Genomic DNA, 16,629 nt, shown 5'->3' on the forward strand with positions numbered 1-16,629 from the left:
GACAGGCAGCCGGATCTCCGAATGCTGTGCCCACCGGGCGCGACCTCATTCGGGGAGGTTGACGCAGGTCAGGTGGTCTGCCAGCACGGCACCGCCCAGCACTCCAGCTTCCAAGGGGCGTCGCGCGCAGTGTGCATGGACGACCTACGGGGCATCCGTGGCGCGGTTCGGTATCGTCGTGAGCGTCAGGGAAACCCCCGGTGGCCGACTGACTCCTGGCCTGCGAGGACGTGGCTCTGTCTGGAGCCATCGGCATTGCGACTGTTGCATAGTCCGCCGGATATCGGCGTGACGTGATCGCGTTTGCTCGCCGCGGGAGAGTGGACCCGTGCTGCAGCGCGGACCGTCAGGTCCGGGCCTTCGTCGTTGGTGCCCCAGGCCCGCCGGCTGCCGTGCCCCGGACGACTCGGCCGGCAGGGCGGCGGACGCGCCGTCCGTCACAGCGACGCTCGGTAGGCTCACGGGCGGAGGACCGCCGGAGGCGCGTCGCAGGAGAAGGTGGCGGTGGACACGGGCTCGGACCAGACGTCGGACCTGCGCAGCAGGGACGGCAGCGTGCACGTCACGGACGAGCGCATCAACACCGTCACGCACCTCGTCGCGAGCTGCTTCGCGCTCGTCGGGGCCGCGCTGCTGGTCGTGCAGGCGAGCCTCGGGGGCGACCCGTGGACGATCGTCGGCGTCGCCGTGTACGGGGCGTCGGTGCTGACGCTGTTCGTCGCGAGCACGCTGCACCACGGCATCGACCGCGGCCCGCGCGTCAACGAGGTGCTGCGCACGCTCGACTACGACTCGGTGTTCCTGCTGATCGCGGGCACCATGACCCCGCTGGTCCTCGTGCTGTTCCGCACCCCCTACGGCTGGACCGTGCTCGGCGCGGTGTGGGCGGTGGCCGTGGCCGGGATCGTGCTGCGCTCGCTCGTGCGGGACCTGCCCAAGTACGTCACCAACACGCTGTACATCGCGCTCGGGTGGATGCCGGTGCTGCTGGTCGGCTCCGGGGTGTCCCTGCCCGCGGGCGCGTACGTGCTCATGGCCGCGGGCGGCCTGCTCTACAGCGTCGGGTTCGTCATCTTCGTCGTCGAGCGGCCCAACCCCGTGCCCGGCGTGCTGGGGTTCCACGAGATCTGGCACGTGCTGGTGGTGCTCGCCGCGGTGCTGCACTACCTGCTCGTGTACCGGTACGTGCTGCCGGCCTGACCGTCGCGAGACGCGTCGGACGCGACGTGTGACCTTCGTCGCGTCTGCCGCATCTCACCCGCCCAGCCGTGGTCGGCAAGGCCGCGACCAGGCACGATGCCTCTCACAGGTGTCCCACAGGATGCCGTCGCCCCCGCAGGAGAGAAGGCCTTCATGACCGCATCGTTCCGTCGCGCCACCGGCTCGCTCGCGCTGGCCGTCGCGCTCACGCTCGGCGTCGCCGCGTGCTCGTCCCCGTCGGACGACGACGCCGGCGCCGACGCGACGCCGACGCCCGCCGCGACGTCGGCGCAGAGCGAGCCGACCCCGGCCGAGACGGCGCAGGAGTCGGCCGGCGGGGACCTCGCGGAGCAGCAGGCGAAGCTCGAGGACATGGTCGCGCAGTCGCAGTCGTCGATCCCGGCGCTGTACGACGCGTTCCCCGGCATGTACTCCGAGATCGCGATCTCCTCGGAGGGGCCCAGCACGCTGGTCTACTCGTACACGTACTCCGAGGACGCGGTCGCCGGTGCCACGGTCGACCAGATGCGCGAGGGTCTGTCGAGCATCGAGTCGATGCTGCAGAGCGGCTGCGAGTCGCAGGTCTTCCCCGTCATGGAGGCCGGCGGCATCACGGTCGACCCGAAGGTCAAGTACACCTACGCCACGCCGTCCGGCGAGCAGGTCTACGAGTACGTCTGCCAGCCCGCGGCCTGACGTCCGCCGGCACGACGACGGGGCGGTCCGCTGCGGCGGGCCGCCCCGTCGTCGTCCTCAGCGCAACGGGCGGCCCGTGCCGTCCTTGCCGCCGTTGGTGAGCAGGACGATCCCGTCGACCACCGACCAGATCCACACCGCGGGGACGATGAAGAACCCGATGCCCACGAACGTGAGCACGAACCCGACGTACAGGCCGATGAGCTGCGCGAGGCCGAGCCCGATGTTGCCCGCGTACAGCCGGCCGACGCCGCACACGCCGACGAGCGGCAGCAGCAGCGACAGCAGCCCCGCCGTGGTGCGCGACTTCTCCGACCACGGCTGCCCCGACACGGGGTCGACGCCGTACCCGGGCTGCCCGTACGCCGGGTAGCCGTAGCCCGGCGGCGGGTAGCCCGGCTGCCCGTACGACTGCTGACCCGGCGGCGGCACGGCGTAGCCCGGCTGCGCAGCGGGCGGCCCGGCCACGGGCTCGGCGTAGCCGTACTCCGGCACGGGCGGCGGGTACGCCTGCGCGGGCGGCTGGCGCGACGGGTCCGACGGGTCCGCCGGGCCCGACGCGTAGGGCGACTGCTGATCGGTCATGCGCGGACAGTAGCGCGGGCGGCACGTCGACTCCGGGGAAGAGGCGTCCCGCGCGACCGGACGGGTGACACGACGTGGCGGACGCCCCGCCCGCCGTGACCCTCAGGGGAGCCGCGGCCGCGGGAGGGCGTCGCCTGCGCGGGCCGGGTCCAGCGGGACGGGGCTGACGAGCACGGCCGGTCCCCGGTGCAGGAGCCCGGTGGTCAGCGGACGGCAGCGCACGCCGCCGCGCCCGCCCCGCAGCGCCGGGTGCGCGCCGGGCGCGAGCACGCGGTCCATCCACGCGCACGGGTTCGCGAAGCGCCCGACGCGCAGCGTGACGGCGTCGCCCCCGGACTCGAGCACCACCTCCCGGCCGACGAGCGGCGTGAGGTGCGCACCGCGCAGCACGACGTTGCGGCGCGCGAGCAACGGGTCGAACGGCGGCACGCCCAGCTCGGCGGCGACGGCGTCCAGCGCCTCGGCGGCGATCAGCGTGATCGACGCGTCGAGGTGCACGGCCTTGCCGTAGAACCGGTCGCCGACGACGCCCTTGTCTGCCACGACCTCGGCGCGGTCCGCGTCGGTGGTCGGGACGTCCGCGGCGCCGTCGCGCGGGCGGCCGAAGTACGCGTGCGCGGGCGACACGAGCAGGTGGACGATCTCCACGTCGTACCGGTGCGCCGCGTTCACGGGCCGAGTCTCGCCGAGGACCGCGGCGGCCGCGAGCCCGGCGCCCGGGGACGGCACCGAGGTTCGCCCGCGCGGGGGTCCGCCCCCGGGTGGGTGGACGTCGCGCGCGGCCCTACCCTGTCCTTCGGCGCGCGACGGGCGCGGCCACGGGCACGGAGAAGGTGGCACATGGCTGGTGGTCTGGCGGCGCTCCTGGACGACATCGCGGCGCTCGCGAAGCTCGCGGCCGCGTCGGTCGACGACGTGGGCGCGGCGGCCGGCCGCGCGAGCGCGAAGGCGGCCGGCGTCGTCATCGACGACACGGCCGTGACCCCGCGCTACGTGCAGGGCGTCACCGCCCAGCGCGAGCTGCCGATCATCGCGAAGATCGCGCGCGGCTCGCTGCGCAACAAGCTGCTGTTCATCCTCCCCGCCGCGCTGCTGCTCAGCCAGTTCGTGCCGTGGCTGCTCACGCCGATCCTCATGGTCGGCGGCACGTACCTCGCGTTCGAGGGCGCCGAGAAGCTGTGGGAGGCCGTGAGCGGGCACCACGCCGCGAAGCCCGAGGTCACGGCCGCCGAGCAGGGCCCCGAGGCCGAGGGGCGCATGGTGTCGAGCGCGATCCGCACCGACTTCATCCTGTCCGCCGAGATCATGGTCATCGCGCTCAACGAGGTCGCCGACCAGCCGATCGTGTCGCGCGCGATCATCCTCGTGATCGTCGCGCTCGGTATCACGGCCCTCGTCTACGGGGTCGTCGCGCTCATCGTGAAGATGGACGACATCGGCCTTCGGCTCGCGCAGACCCGCAACGGCGCGACCGCGGCGTTCGGGCGCGGGCTGGTCGCTGCGATGCCCAAGGTCCTCACCGTGCTCTCGACCGTCGGCGTCGTGGCGATGCTGTGGGTCGGCGGGCACATCCTGCTGGTCGGCGTGCACGAGCTCGGGTGGGACGGCCTGTACGACGTGGTCCACCACCTCGAGGACGCCGTGCACGGCGTCGCCGGTATCGGCGGGGTGCTCGCGTGGCTCGTCGAGACCGTCGCGTCGGCGATCATCGGGCTCGTCGTCGGCGCCGTCGTCGTGCTCGTCATGCACCAGGTGCACAAGCGCCGGGGCCGCGCCGCGCACTGAGCCGGGTCCCGGCCGGCGCGCGGCGCACCCCGCTCAGACGCGCCGGCCCGCGCGTCGCCCCGCCCGCCCGGGGTGCGGCAGGACGCGGTTGACGACGAGCTGCTGCCCGACCGACCACAGCGCCGACGTCGCCCAGTAGAGCACCACGCCCAGCGGCACGTGCACCGCCGCGACGCCCATCACGAGCGGCAGCACGACCGGCAGCGTCGTGGACAGTCGGGCCATCGGCACCTCCGGGTCGACCGGCGGCCGGTTGCGCGTCGCGAGCCAGCCCGCGAGCGCCTGCCCGCCGCACAGCACGACCGCGAGGACGATGCCGACGACGAGCGCGCCGGTCGACGCCGCGGCGCCCAGCGTGCCGGCCAGGGGCGCGCCCCACAGCGTCGCGGCGCCGGCCTGCTGCGCGAGGGCACCGGTGAGGGGTCCGACGCCGCCGTCGTGCCCGAGGCCCGCGAGCGTGAGGTACAGCGCGTACAGCACGGGCGCCTGCGCGAGCGCGGGCAGGCAGCCCGCGAGCGGGCTCGCTCCGGCCTCGCCGAGCAGCGCCTGCTGCTCGGCGACGAGCGCCCGGCGCGACGCGGGGTCGGTGCGCCCGCGGTAGCGCGCCTGCACCTGCTGCAGCCGCGGCTGCACGAGCGCCATGGCGTGGGCGCCGCGCACCTGCCGCACCACGAGCGGCAGCAGCACGACGCGGACGAGGACCACCAGCACGACGACCGCGAACGACCACGCCGCGCCCACGGGGTCGAGACCGAGGTCGGTGAGCACGTCGTGGGACGCCACGAGCACGTGCTCGACGAGGACGCGGATCGGGTGGACGAGGGTGGACACCACGGGGATGGCGACGGGCGCAGCGGCGGGTGCGCCGAGGGGCACGGCGACGGGGAGGGCGAAGGGCACGAGGAAGGGCACGGCGGACTCCAGCGAGGACGGCGGGACGGGACGACGAGGTCCCGCGCGCCGCGCCCGGTCAGGGCGGTGCCGGAGGGGTCAGACGGTCCGGAGGGCGCGCGGGAGCGTCGTCGCTCCCGGTGCCCGGGGGTGCGGGCGGCCAGCCGCCGTCGGGTCCTGCTGACGCGCGGGCGTGCGCGGCGCGCGTGGGTGGGACGCCGGCGCGGGTCCGGTGCGGGGCAGCGCCCCGAGCAGGACCGCGGCGACCGGGACGAGCAGCGCACCCGCGACGGCCAGGCCGGTCGCGCCGACGGCGGCGACGAGCACGAGCTGCAGCGGTGGGGCGACGGGGTCGCCGAGCGACGTGCCGAGCGCGAGCAGCAGCCCGGCGAGCACCGGCACGAGGACGCCGAGGCGGACCGAGACGACGGCCGTCAGCGGGGTCCGGGGCGTGCGCGGGGCGTGGCGTGCGCGCGCGGCGTCGGTGCGTGGCACGTGCGTCACCCCTCCCGGTCCGGTCGCACCGCAGCCTACGCGAGGGTCACGGGCCCCCGGCGGCGCGGGGCGGCACGCGTCAGTCCGTCGACGGCCCGAACCGCTCGGCGCGGATCGCGCGCGCCTCGTGCCCCAGCACGAGCAGCAGGCGCGTCATCGCCTCGACGAACGCCGTCGGCCCGCACACGTAGCAGACGGGTGCGAGGTCGGCGGGCCAGCCGTGCTGCGCGACGTCCCGCAGCCCGATGCGCCCGACGGCGCGCGGCGCGTCCGGGGGAGCGGCGCGCGTGAACCACACGTCGGACTCGACGCCGTCGAGGCGCGCGCCCGTGAGGTCGTCGAGGAACATCGCGTCGGTCGGCATGCGCACCGAGTACAGGACCCGGAACGGCGTGCGGTCGCCCGCGGCGCGGCGCGCCCGCACCATCGCGACGAGCGGCGTGACGCCCGACCCGCCCGCGAGCAGCAGCACGGGTGCGCCGCCCGCGGCGCCGGGCTCCCACACGAACCACCCGCCGACCGGCCCGCGGACCTCGATGCCGGCGCCGACGGGGAAGTCGTCGACGAGGTAGGGCGACACCTCGCCGCCCGCGACGCGCTGCACCGTGACCTGCACGTGCGTCGGGTGCGCGGGGTCGGTGGGCGCGCTCGCGGAGTAGGCGCGCGTGGCGGTGTACCCGTCGGCGGCCGTCAGGCGCAGGTCGACGTGCTGCCCGGCGCGCAGGCCCGGCCAGGCGGGCACGTCGAGCACGAGCGTGCGTGCCGTGGCCGTCTCGTGCCACGCGTCGACCAGGGTCGCGGTGCGCCAGCCATGCGCCACCGCGGAGCGCTCGCCGAGCCGGGGGACGTCGGACGTCGTCATCGCGCGCTCAGTCGCCCTGGTAGCGCTGCTCGCGCCACGGGTCGCCGTAGTCGTGGTAGCCGTACCGCTCCCAGAACCCGCGCTGGTCGTCGCGCAGCAGCGTGATCGACCGCACCCACTTGGCGGACTTCCACAGGTACAGGTGCGGCACCAGCAGCCGCGCGGGCCCGCCGTGCAGCGGGTCGAGCGGGCGCCCGTCGTACGTGTGGGCGATCCACGCGCGACCGCCCAGCAGGTCCGCCACGGGCAGGTTCGTGGTGTAGCCGCCGTAGCAGCCGACCAGCGCGTACTGCGCGGCCGACGGGACGTCCGCGAGCAGCACGTCGAGGCTCACGCCGCGCCAGCGCGTGCCGAACTTCGACCACCGCGTGACGCAGTGCAGGTCGACGACCGCGTCGTCCTGCGGCAGCGCCAGGAGCTCGGCCCACGTCCAGCGCCACGTCGCGTGGTCCTCGGTGCGCACCTCGAGCTGCCAGTGCGCGGTGTCGACGTTCGGCGTCGGCCCGGCGGACAGCACCGGGAAGTCGTGGACCTCGTACTGGCCCGGCGGCAGCGCGACGCCCGACGGGCGCGGGCGCCCGTGGAAGCCGGGGGTCAGGGCCGGGGTGCCGCTCGGGTCGGTGCCCGGTGCGTCGCTCGGGGTCACGGGAGCCATGCAACACCCGATCGGGCGTGCGCCGACAGGGGGTGGGCGAGGTCAGTCGCGCGCGCGCTCGCAGGCGTCGATCACGAGCTGCGACGCGCGGCGCACCTCGTCGATCTGCTCGACCGTGAGGCCGAGCCGCTCGACCATCGTCGCGGGCACCTGCTCGGCGCGGGCGCGCAGGTCCCGGCCGGCGTCGGTGAGGTCGATGCGCAGCGCGCGCTCGTCGTCCTCGGCGCGCGTGCGCGTCACGAGGCCGAGCGCCTCGAGGCGGCGGACCAGCGGGGACGTGGTCGCGGGCTCGAGGTGCAGGTGGTCGGCGAGGTCGCGCAGGGACAGCGGCGCGTGCTGCCAGAGCGCGAGCATCGCGAGGTACTGGGGGTGCGTCAGGCCCAGCGGCTCGAGCACCGGCCGGTAGAAGCCGACGAGGCTGCGTGCGGCGGCCGACAGCGCGAGGCAGACCTGCGCCTCGACCGCGAGCGGGTCGGCGGGCGCGGGCGTGGTCACGCGCCCCATCCTAGGCATGCGATAGTGAGTGCACTGACCATGAGTGCACGAACGGAGTCGGCCATGACGCAGCGCAAGGCCCGGTTCGACGCGACCGCCTGGCTCGCGCGCTACCTGCTCGGCCCCGCGCAGGTCACCGACCCGCGGCGGGCCGGCCGCGAGGTGACCGAGGACGAGCGGGCGCGCGAGGGCGAGCTGCGCGGCGGGTTCGAGCGCGTCGTCGACGCGTCGGGCCGCGTGTACCTCGTCGCGCGCGACGACGCCGACCAGGGCTGACCCGCGCGCGCCCGCCGTGCCCCGGCAGGCGCCGGACGGCGCGGTCGCTGCGTGGTCGTTGCGTGGTCGTTGCGCGGTCACTGCGCCGTCACGGGGCGACGAGCCGCAGCCGCCGGTCGGACACGCCCACGCGCACGGTCTGGCCCCACGTCGCGGTGAGCCGGTCGGCCTCGAGCCCGTCGCCGAACACCACGAGCGCGTCGGACTCGACGACGAGCGCGAGCTCCTGCCGCGCGGCCAGCAGGCCCGCCGTGCGGTCGGCGCCGGTCGCCGGCGACGGCCACGCCTCGCGCACGAACCACGCGAGCGCGTCGTCGCCGGGCCCGGGCAGCGGGGGAGCGTCCGTGCGGCCGCGCGCGAGCGACGTCGCCCAGCCCGTCGCGCCGGTGCCGGTGGTCACGACGACGCCCGACGACGACTGCCGCTCGACGCCCTCGGGCGCGGCGAGCCGGTAGCGCGCCGACTGGTGGCCGACGTGCCCGACGTAGACGTCGTTGAGCGCGTCGAGCGCCGAGCCGTCGTCGAGGGTCGCGCGCACGAGCGCACGCCCCTCGACGACGGCCGTGCCGCGCACGACGTCGCCCAGCACGTGCGCGACCCGGTCGGCGCGGTGCCGCACGAGCACGCCCGCGTTGCGCCCCGGCTCGGGGTCGACGCCCACGACCGGCTGGTCGCGCAGGTACTTCGCGGTGTTGGCGACCAGGCCGTCGGGTCCCACCACGAGGCACACGTCGTCGGGGTCGAACGCGAACCGGTGCAGGTCGCCCCGCTCGACGTCCCCGCGCCGCCAGTCCGCGGGGACGGCCGCGCGCACGGTGCGCAGCGCGTCGGCGAGCGCGTCGTGCCGCGCCTGCACGTCGGCCAGGTCCCGCCCGCGCGTGCGCAGGAAGAACTCGACCTGGCCGCGCGTGCCGTGCCGGTCGACGAGCTCGTCGAGCTCCGAGCGGCGGTGCACGACCACCGCGCGCGGTGCGAGCGTCACGTCACTCGCCCCGCCGGGTCGTGAGCGCCGCCAGGGCGCCCGTGAGCAGGTCGGGCGTAACGGTGACCTGCCCGATCTCCGGCAGGTGCGTCGCGAGCTCGCGCAGCGCGGCCGCGAGCAGCACGCCCTGCGGCACCTCGGCCAGCGCGGCCATGCGGGCGCGCTCGGCGGCGCCGTCCGCCTCGCCCTGCAGGCGCGTGGCCTCGGCGTCCGACGTGGCCTGCAGGTGGCGGCGCTCGGCGCGGCCGCGGGCCTCGATGAGCCCGGCCGCGGCGGCCTCGTCGGCGCGCGCCCGGGCGTTGGTGCCCTCCTGCGCGACGAGCTGCTGCTCGCGGCTCGCGAGCTCGATGCGGTTGCTCAGCTCGTTCTCGGCGATGGCACGCTCGCGCTCGACGGCCAGCGCGCGCCGCTCGTACGTCGAGCGGTCGGCCTCGGCCTGCGCGGTCTCGCGCGCCGGGGTCTGCAGCGCACGCTCGAGGTCGGCGTCGGCGCGCACCGACCCGACGCGGGCGCCCAGCACGCGCAGCCCGGTCGCGGCGACGCGCTCGTCGGCGACGAGGGCCGCGGTGACGCGGCGTCCCAGCGGGCCGGCGCCCGACGTGACGGCCTCGCGCAGGGTCGCGCCGGCGAGCGCGTCCATGACGTGCCCGGCGGCGAGCTCGCCCAGCAGTCGCCCGACCTGGTCGAGCGGGTTGCCGGTCCACCGGCCGGTCGCGGGGTCGATGCTGAAGTCGAGGCGCTGCGCGACGAGGTCGGGCTCCTCGAAGCGGTAGCTCACGGTGACCTGCGCCGTGACGTCCTGCAGGTCGGCGGTGCGGGCGTGCGCGACGAGCGGCAGCTCGCGGTCGTCGACGGGGACCTCCGAGAGCGCCGCGGTGAGCGGCCGGAACCAGAACGCGAGCCCGACGCCCGAGCGTCGCACGCGTCCGCGGCGCAGCTGGAGCACGTGGGTCGTGGGGGTCGAGCGCAGGTGCCGGACCCCGGGGTAGCGCGTGATGGTCGCCATGTCTCCTCCTCGTGTTGTCGTCAACCTGACGATAAACACGACCGTGGTTTTTCGTCAACATGACGAGATAAGGTGTCGGCATGGCGACCCGCTACGACCCCGCCGACTACCCGCCGTTCGCGGTGACCGTCGACCTCGTCGTCCTCACGCTGCGCGACGACGCGCTGCACGTGCTGCTCGTCGAGCGCGGCGCCGACCCGTGGCGCGGCCGGTGGGCGCTGCCCGGCGGCTTCGTGCGCCCCGACGAGGGCCTCGACGCCGCCGCCGCGCGCGAGCTCGCCGAGGAGACCGGTGTGCGCGACGTCCCCGGGCACCTCGAGCAGCTCGCGTCCTACGGAGACCCCGACCGGGACCCGCGCATGCGCGTCGTGTCCGTCGCCTACCTCGCGCTCGCGCCCGACCTGCCCGAGCCGCGCGCCGGGAGCGACGCCGCCGGCGCCGCGTGGGTCCGCGTCGACGACGCGCTCGCGCGCCCGCTCGCGTTCGACCACGCGCGCGTGCTCGCCGACGGCGTCGAGCGGGCGCGCGCCAAGCTCGAGTACAGCCCGCTCGCCGCCGCGTTCTGCGCCGACGAGTTCACGGTCGCCGAGCTGCGGCGCGTCTACGAGGCCGTGTGGGGCCGGCCCCTCGACCCGCGCAACTTCCACCGCAAGGTCACCGGCGTGCCCGGCCTGCTCGTCGACACCGGCCGCACGCGCGCCGAGGGACGCGGCCGCCCCGCGGCGCTGTACCGGCGCGGCGACGTCACGACCCTGCACCCGCCGCTCAGCCGCGACTGAGGCCTCGCGGGACGCCGCCGGGGCCCCGGGGAGGGGCCCGTCAGCGCACGACCGGCAGCACGTCGTCCGTCAGCGGGTGCGGCGTGCCGAACCGGTGCGCGGTGACGCTCACCGCCTGCTCGCGCAGGAACGGCAGCAGCTCGACGCGCCCCGCCTCGGTCACCGGGTGGTCCCACACCGCGACGTCCGGGCGCCCGCCCGTGGCCGCCGCGACGTCCGCCGCCGCACCGCCGACCAGGCGCACGCGACCGCCGTCGAGGCGTGCGACCCGGGCGGTCCACGCGGCGTCGTCCTCGACGTGCACGGCGCCGACCTCCGCGACCGCGGCCGCGAGCCGCGCGGGCAGCGCCGTGGGCACCGACACCACGACCGGTGCGCCGGCCTCCGCGGCCGCGGCCACGACGCGCACGACGTCCGCGACGGGCGCGTCGTCGGACCGGCGCACCAGCACGGGCGACGGCACGGCCAGGTGCCGCAGCACGTTGCGCTCGGCCACCAGCCCGCTCACGTCGCGCGCGGCGAACAGCTCGGCCCACGCGGCGGCGTCGCTGCGCGCGGCCCGCTCGACGCGCTCGGCGTCGGACGCCGGCAGGTCGGCGCGCGCCGCCGCGAGCAGGCGCCGCACCGCGGGCGACGTGACGGTCGCCTCCGCCGCCGCGGGTGCCGACGCCCACGAGCCCAGGCCCGCGAGGTAGCTGGGCCCGCCCGCCTTCGTGCCGGGGCCGACGGCCGAACGCTTCCAGCCGCCGAACGGCTGGCGGCGCACGATCGCGCCCGTGGTGCCGCGGTTCACGTACAGGTTGCCCGCCTGCACGCGCGCGAGCCACGTGCCGATCTCCGCCGGGTCCAGGCTGTGCAGTCCCGAGGTGAGCCCGTAGTCCACGTCGTTCACGAGGTCGATCGCCTCGTCGAGCGTCGCCGCGGTCATGACGCCCAGCACGGGCCCGAAGTACTCGGTCCGGTGCGTGCGCGACCCGCGTGCGACCCCGGTCACGACGCCCGGGGACCACAGCCGCCCCGCGTCGTCGAGGCGACGCGGCGCGAGCGCCCACGCCTGGCCCGGCTCGAGCGTCGTCAGGCCCGTGAGCAGCTTGCCCGCGGCCGGCTCGATCAGGGGGCCGACCTGCGTGCGCGCGTCCTGCGGCAGCCCGACGGCCAGCGACGACACCGCGTCGAGCAGCTGCGAGCGGAACCGGCGCGACGTCGCGACCGACCCCACCAGCACCACGAGCGACGCCGCCGAGCACTTCTGCCCCGCGTGCCCGAACGCCGAGGCCACGACGTCACGCACCGCGAGGTCGAGGTCCGCCGACGGCGTCACGACGATCGCGTTCTTGCCGCTCGTCTCGGCCAGCAGCGGCAGGTCGGGGCGGAACGAGCGGAACAGCTCGGCGGTCCCGTACGCGCCCGTGAGCACCACGCGGTCGACGGCAGGGTGTGTGACGAGCGCGCGGCCCAGGGCGTCCTCGTCGACCTGCACCAGCCGCAGCACGTCCCGCGGGGCGCCCGCGTCCCACAGGGCCTCGGCGAGCACCGCGCCGCAGCGCTCGGCCGGCCCGGCGGGCTTGAGCAGCACCGCCGAGCCCGCGGCGAGCGCTGCGAGCGTCGACCCCGCCGGGATCGCGACCGGGAAGTTCCACGGCGGCGTGACCAGCGTGAGCGCCGCCGGCACGAACGTCGCGCCGTCGACACGGTCGAGGCCGCGCGCGAGCTCGGCGTACCAGTGCGCGAAGTCGACCGCCTCGGAGACCTCGGGGTCGCCCTGGTCGACGGTCTTGCCGGCCTCGGCCGCCATGACCTCGAGCAGCGCCCCGCGGTGCGCCTCGAGCGCGTCCGCCGCGCGGTCCAGCACGGCCGCGCGCTCGGCCGCCGGGCGCGCGCCCCACGCCTCGCCGGCCCGGCGCGCGTCACGGACCAGCGCGTCGAGCACGCCGGCGTCGTCGACGCGTGCCGCGTCGGCCCCCGCGGCACCGAGCGTCGATCCGGGGACGCGCGCGAGCACGTCGCGCACCCACGCGCGGTGCTCGCGCACCGCGGGGTCCGTGTCGGGCGTGTTCGTGAACGCGCCGGGCGCCGACGGCGGCACCGCGGCGTGCCGGTCGGGGACCCGGTGGCGCTCGGGCGCGGGCGCGTCGACGTCGCGCAGCGCCGCGAGGAACCGCTCGCGCTCGCGCTCGAACAGCGCGTCGTCGTCGGCGAGGTCGAACACCGCGGACATGAAGTTCTCGCCCGACGCGCCCTCCTCGAGGCGCCGCACGAGGTACGCGATCGCGACGTCGAACTCCCGGGGTGCGACCACCGGGGTGTAGAGCAGCAGCCCGCCGACGTCGCGGCGCACGGCCTCGGCCTGGCCGGGCGCCATGCCCAGCAGCATCTCGACCTCGACGCCGTGCCGCACGCCGCGCTCGCCCGCGAGCAGCCACGCGTGCGCGACGTCGAACAGGTTGTGGCCCGCGACCCCCAGCCGGACGTTCGCGATCCGCTCGGGCGTCAGCGCCCAGTCGAGCACGCGCTTGTAGTGCGCGTCGGTCTCCTGCTTGCTGCCCCACGTGGCCAGCGGCCAGCCGTGCACCTCGGCCTCGACGCGCTCCATCGGCAGGTTCGCGCCCTTGACGAGCCGCACCTTGATGCCGGCGCCGCCCGCGGCCCGGCGCCGTGCGGCCCAGTCCTGCAGCCGCTGCATCGCCGGCAGCGCGTCCGGCAGGTACGCCTGCAGCACGATCCCCGCCTCGAGCGTGCGCAGCGACGGGCGGTCGAGCAGGCGCGTGAACACCTCGACCGTGAGGTCGAGGTCCTTGTACTCCTCCATGTCGAGGTTGACGAACCGGGGCGTCGGAGCCGACGCGGCCTGCTCGAACAGCGGCGTCAGGTGGGCGACCACGTCCTCGACGGCCGCGTCGAACGCCCACGGCGCGTGCGGCGCGACGACCGACGACACCTTGACGGACACGTAGTCGACGTCGTCGCGCGCGAGCAGCCGCCGGGTGCCCGCGAGGCGACGCTCGGCCTCGCGGCGCCCGAGCACGGCCTCGCCCAGCAGGTTGACGTTGAGGCGCACGCCGTCACGGCGCAGCCGCGCGACGGCCGGGCCCAGGCGCCGGTCGGTCGCGTCGACCACGAGGTGGCCGACCAGGTGACGCAGCACGCGTCGCGCGACGGGCACGACGACGTCCGGCAGCGCGGGGGCGAGCGCGCCGCCGAGCCGGACCGCGGCGCGCAGGTGCGGCGCGAGGAACCGCGGCGGGCGCGCGGCCAGCTCGCGCAGCCGCCGCGCCGCGACGCGCGTGTCCTCGGGCCGCACGACGCCGTCGACGAAGCCGACCGCGAACGCCAGGCCGTCGGGCTCGCGCAGCAGCGCCGCGAGGTGCGCCGCGGCGGGGTCGACGGGGTGCCGCGCGGCCTCGCGCAGCCAGCGCCGCACGAGCGCGACGACCTCGTCGGCGTGGTCGGCGGCCGGGTCGCGGTCGGTCGTGCCGTCGGGGTGGGTCGCCGTGCCGGTCATCGTGTCCTCGCTGCCGCTGCGTCGTCCCGCCGGTGCCCGGCCGGGTGTGGCGTCAGTATCGGGAGCGGTGAGTCGTCAGGGGAAGCGACCGTTTCTCACCGATACTCGTCAGATCTGCTGAACGGTGCCCGGGCGTCCCGCGCCGGGCCGCGTCACCGCCGGAGGCCGCCGTGCTGGACCTGCGCCGTCTCGTCATCCTGCGCGAGGTCGCCGTGCGCGGCACGCTGGCGGCCGCCGCGCAGGCGCTCAGCTACAGCCCGTCCGCCGTGTCGCAACAGCTCACGCAGCTCGAGCGTGAGGCCGGCGTGCCCCTGCTGCGCAAGGTCGGCCGGGGCGTGCGGCTGACCCCGCAGGCGCTCGTGCTCGTCGAGGCCGCCGAGGCCCTGCTCGACACCGTCGAGCGCACCGAGGCCGCGCTCGCGGCGTCGCTCACCGAGGTGCGCGGCACCGTGCGCGTCGCGGTGTTCCAGTCCGCCGCCCTCGCGCTCATGCCCGCCGCGCTGCGCCGCGCGGCGGACGAGCACCCGCAGGTGCGGGTCGAGATGGTGCAGCGCGAGCCCGCGCAGGCGCTGCACGACACGTGGGCGCGCGACTTCGACCTCGTCGTCGCCGAGCAGTACCCCGCGCACGCCGCGCCGTGGCTGCCGGGCCTGGACCGCCGCGACCTCGTCACCGACCCGCTGCGGCTCGCGCTGCCACCCGTCGGCGTCACGCGCGAGCGCGTCCGCGACCTCGCCGACGCCGCGCGCGTGCCGTGGGTCATGGAGCCGCGCGGCACCGCGTCGCGGCACTTCGCCGAGGAGACGTGCCGCGCGGCCGGGTTCGAGCCCGACGTGCGGTACGAGACCGCCGACCTGCAGGCGCAGATCCGGCTCGTCGAGTCCGGCAACGCCGTCGCGATCCTGCCGGGGCTGGTGTGGCGCGAGCGGACGACGACGTGCCGGCTCGTGCCGCTGCCGGGCGACCCGCACCGCACGGTGTTCACGTCGCGTCGCGACGCGGCGGCCGGGGCCCCCGCGGTCGAGGCGTTCCGCGCGGTGCTCGAGGCGGTCGCGGCCGGGTGAGCGACGGCGCGTCGCCGGCGGCTCAGACCGCCGCGCACTCCCGGCACGTGCCGAGGAAGTCGATCGAGTGCTCGACGTCCGTGAAGTCGTGCGTCGAGGCGAGCGCCTCGACGAGCTGCTCGAGCTCGGGCGCCGCGACGTCGACCGTGCGCCCGCAGACCCGGCACACGAGGTGGTGGTGGTGCTCGCTGCGCGGCTCGCACCGCAGGTAGGTGTGCTCGCCGTTGGGCTGCAGCATGACCTCGAGCGCACCCTGCTCGGCCATCGCGTTGAGCGTCCGGTACACGGTGGCCAGGCCGATCTCGTGACCGCGCTGCTGCAGCAGCTGGTGGATCTGCTGCGCGCTGCGGAACTCCTCGACGTCCTCGAGCAGCTCCGAGATCGCCACGCGCTGGCGCGTGACCCGCTGGCCGATCATCCGTGCACCTCCCGATCGTGGCCCGGACCCTGCCGCCGCCCGGAACCGTTCTCAACGAGACACCGTAGTTGAGAATTCCGACGTCGCCGACGTGCGCCGCCCGTGCCGGACGGCGCGACCGTAGGCTGCGCGCTCGACCACGACCTGACGACGAGAGGAGCGCCCCGTGCCGACAACCGGCTGGGAGCCGACGCCGGCCGGTGACGTCCTGCGCTTCGCCGCCGTGCCGGCGCGCCTACGCACGCTCGCGCTCGCGGTCGCCGCTGCCGTCCTCGCCGGCGGTGCGGTGCTGACCGCCGCGGCCGTGCTCCTCGCCGGGCGCGACTCCGCCGCGGGGCGCCTCGTGGTCGTCGCCGGCGCGCTGCTGCTCTGCCTGCCCCTCGTCGCCGCCGTGACGCTGCCGTTCCGGTGGCGCACGGTGCCGTGCACCGCCACGGCCGGCGAGGACGCGCTGGTGGTCGCGATCGGCGACCGGACGCTGCGGGTCGCGTGGGACGAGGTCGACGACCTCGTCTGGCGGACGGGGACCGAGTACGCGCGTGTGGTGCTGCGCGCCGGCGCGACCCGGGTGTCCCTGCTGGTCGGCGTCGCACGCCCCCTGCCGGGGCGCGCGGCCGCCTTGGCGCCCCTCGGGCCCGGTGCGGTGCGTGCGCTCGCGGCGGCGGGCACCGCGGCCGGGACGCGACGCCCGGGTCACGTGCGGTACCGGCGGGTGAGACCCCGCGCGGCCTGAGACGTCTCGCCCCGCGTGACCCGTGTGACCCGTCCGTGTGCGGCGCGGCCGGCTTGCGGTGGTTCCGCCCGGTCGCGCACCTCCCGGCGTTCGGCCGAGCGGTGGAAACTCCGGGCCGGGACGTGCGTGGGAAGGCCGACCCGGTGTGCACAGCGCATCCTGACCGGGCGCCCCACCCGTGGCGCACCCGCCACCAGCGCGCACG

General features: G+C 76.4%; 18 protein-coding genes. 7 read left to right on the top strand and 11 right to left on the bottom strand.

Going from position 1 to position 16,629, the window contains the following annotated elements; all coding sequences use genetic code 11:
• Window positions 1–504 precede the first annotated feature (504 nt).
• On the top strand, window positions 505–1,200 hold the full coding sequence (locus E4A51_RS01030; protein WP_070319984.1) for a hemolysin III family protein: 696 nt from the start codon (window positions 505–507) through the stop codon (window positions 1,198–1,200).
• A gap of 153 nt (window positions 1,201–1,353) precedes the next feature.
• Window positions 1,354–1,896, top strand: a complete 543-nt coding sequence (locus tag E4A51_RS01035) for a hypothetical protein (RefSeq protein WP_070319974.1) — start codon at window positions 1,354–1,356, stop codon at window positions 1,894–1,896.
• 57 nt (window positions 1,897–1,953) lie between these two features.
• Here the strand turns inward: E4A51_RS01035 and E4A51_RS01040 are convergent, their stop codons facing one another.
• Window positions 1,954–2,481 carry a TM2 domain-containing protein gene (locus E4A51_RS01040; RefSeq protein WP_134850654.1) on the bottom strand — a complete coding sequence of 176 codons (528 nt, stop codon included), beginning with the start codon at window positions 2,479–2,481 and terminating at the stop codon, window positions 1,954–1,956.
• Window positions 2,482–2,583: 102 nt separating this feature from the next.
• Window positions 2,584–3,153 (bottom strand): MOSC domain-containing protein, encoded by a 570-nt coding sequence (locus tag E4A51_RS01045; RefSeq protein ID WP_134850655.1) that lies wholly within the window; start codon window positions 3,151–3,153, stop codon window positions 2,584–2,586.
• Between the two features lie 168 nt (window positions 3,154–3,321).
• Here E4A51_RS01045 and E4A51_RS01050 point away from each other — a divergent pair, with 168 nt between their 5' ends.
• Window positions 3,322–4,266 (top strand): DUF808 domain-containing protein, encoded by a 945-nt coding sequence (locus E4A51_RS01050; RefSeq protein WP_134850656.1) that lies wholly within the window; start codon window positions 3,322–3,324, stop codon window positions 4,264–4,266.
• A 33-nt stretch (window positions 4,267–4,299) separates the two neighbouring features.
• Here E4A51_RS01050 and yidC read toward each other — a convergent pair whose 3' ends face one another.
• The 5 genes from yidC to E4A51_RS01075 form a co-directional block, all read right to left on the bottom strand.
• Entirely contained in the window at window positions 4,300–5,178 is an 879-nt protein-coding gene (gene yidC / locus E4A51_RS01055) for a membrane protein insertase YidC (RefSeq protein WP_134850657.1), read from the bottom strand.
• Window positions 5,179–5,256: 78 nt separating this feature from the next.
• Entirely contained in the window at window positions 5,257–5,652 is a 396-nt protein-coding gene (locus tag E4A51_RS01060) for a hypothetical protein (protein WP_206119932.1), read from the bottom strand.
• A 79-nt stretch (window positions 5,653–5,731) separates the two neighbouring features.
• Window positions 5,732–6,514, bottom strand: coding sequence for an FAD-binding oxidoreductase (locus E4A51_RS01065; protein ID WP_134850658.1), 783 nt, complete (start codon window positions 6,512–6,514; stop codon window positions 5,732–5,734).
• A 7-nt stretch (window positions 6,515–6,521) separates the two neighbouring features.
• Window positions 6,522–7,169 carry a sulfite oxidase-like oxidoreductase gene (locus E4A51_RS01070; protein WP_062101466.1) on the bottom strand — a complete coding sequence of 216 codons (648 nt, stop codon included), beginning with the start codon at window positions 7,167–7,169 and terminating at the stop codon, window positions 6,522–6,524.
• A 42-nt stretch (window positions 7,170–7,211) separates the two neighbouring features.
• On the bottom strand, window positions 7,212–7,664 hold the full coding sequence (locus E4A51_RS01075) for a MarR family winged helix-turn-helix transcriptional regulator (RefSeq protein WP_226239074.1): 453 nt from the start codon (window positions 7,662–7,664) through the stop codon (window positions 7,212–7,214).
• A 63-nt stretch (window positions 7,665–7,727) separates the two neighbouring features.
• On the opposite strand from E4A51_RS01075, the gene E4A51_RS01080 reads away from it, so the two are divergent.
• Complete coding sequence (locus E4A51_RS01080; RefSeq protein ID WP_046528834.1) at window positions 7,728–7,940, top strand: hypothetical protein; 213 nt, start codon at window positions 7,728–7,730, stop codon at window positions 7,938–7,940.
• Window positions 7,941–8,028: 88 nt separating this feature from the next.
• Here E4A51_RS01080 and E4A51_RS01085 read toward each other — a convergent pair whose 3' ends face one another.
• Complete coding sequence (locus E4A51_RS01085) at window positions 8,029–8,922, bottom strand: inorganic polyphosphate kinase (RefSeq protein ID WP_046528833.1); 894 nt, start codon at window positions 8,920–8,922, stop codon at window positions 8,029–8,031.
• A gap of 1 nt (window position 8,923) precedes the next feature.
• Window positions 8,924–9,928, bottom strand: coding sequence for an SPFH domain-containing protein (locus tag E4A51_RS01090; protein WP_062101469.1), 1,005 nt, complete (start codon window positions 9,926–9,928; stop codon window positions 8,924–8,926).
• A gap of 80 nt (window positions 9,929–10,008) precedes the next feature.
• On the opposite strand from E4A51_RS01090, the gene E4A51_RS01095 reads away from it, so the two are divergent.
• Window positions 10,009–10,707, top strand: a complete 699-nt coding sequence (locus tag E4A51_RS01095; RefSeq protein ID WP_070319963.1) for an NUDIX domain-containing protein — start codon at window positions 10,009–10,011, stop codon at window positions 10,705–10,707.
• 40 nt (window positions 10,708–10,747) lie between these two features.
• On the opposite strand, the gene E4A51_RS01100 is transcribed toward E4A51_RS01095, so the two are convergent.
• Window positions 10,748–14,209 carry a bifunctional proline dehydrogenase/L-glutamate gamma-semialdehyde dehydrogenase gene (locus tag E4A51_RS01100; RefSeq protein WP_134850660.1) on the bottom strand — a complete coding sequence of 1,154 codons (3,462 nt, stop codon included), beginning with the start codon at window positions 14,207–14,209 and terminating at the stop codon, window positions 10,748–10,750.
• A 170-nt stretch (window positions 14,210–14,379) separates the two neighbouring features.
• On the opposite strand from E4A51_RS01100, the gene E4A51_RS01105 reads away from it, so the two are divergent.
• Window positions 14,380–15,273 (top strand): LysR family transcriptional regulator, encoded by an 894-nt coding sequence (locus E4A51_RS01105; RefSeq protein ID WP_070319886.1) that lies wholly within the window; start codon window positions 14,380–14,382, stop codon window positions 15,271–15,273.
• Between the two features lie 22 nt (window positions 15,274–15,295).
• Here E4A51_RS01105 and E4A51_RS01110 read toward each other — a convergent pair whose 3' ends face one another.
• The gene (locus tag E4A51_RS01110; protein ID WP_070319885.1) at window positions 15,296–15,691 is read right to left on the bottom strand and encodes a Fur family transcriptional regulator; all 396 of its coding nucleotides are present in this window, start codon (window positions 15,689–15,691) and stop codon (window positions 15,296–15,298) included.
• A 166-nt stretch (window positions 15,692–15,857) separates the two neighbouring features.
• Here E4A51_RS01110 and E4A51_RS01115 point away from each other — a divergent pair, with 166 nt between their 5' ends.
• Window positions 15,858–16,424: a hypothetical protein gene (locus E4A51_RS01115; protein ID WP_134850661.1), complete on the top strand. Its 567-nt coding sequence runs from the start codon at window positions 15,858–15,860 to the stop codon at window positions 16,422–16,424.
• Window positions 16,425–16,629: the final 205 nt, after the last annotated feature.

The organism is Cellulomonas sp. HD19AZ1 (assembly GCF_004535805.1).
GTDB lineage: Bacteria > Actinomycetota > Actinomycetes > Actinomycetales > Cellulomonadaceae > Cellulomonas > Cellulomonas iranensis.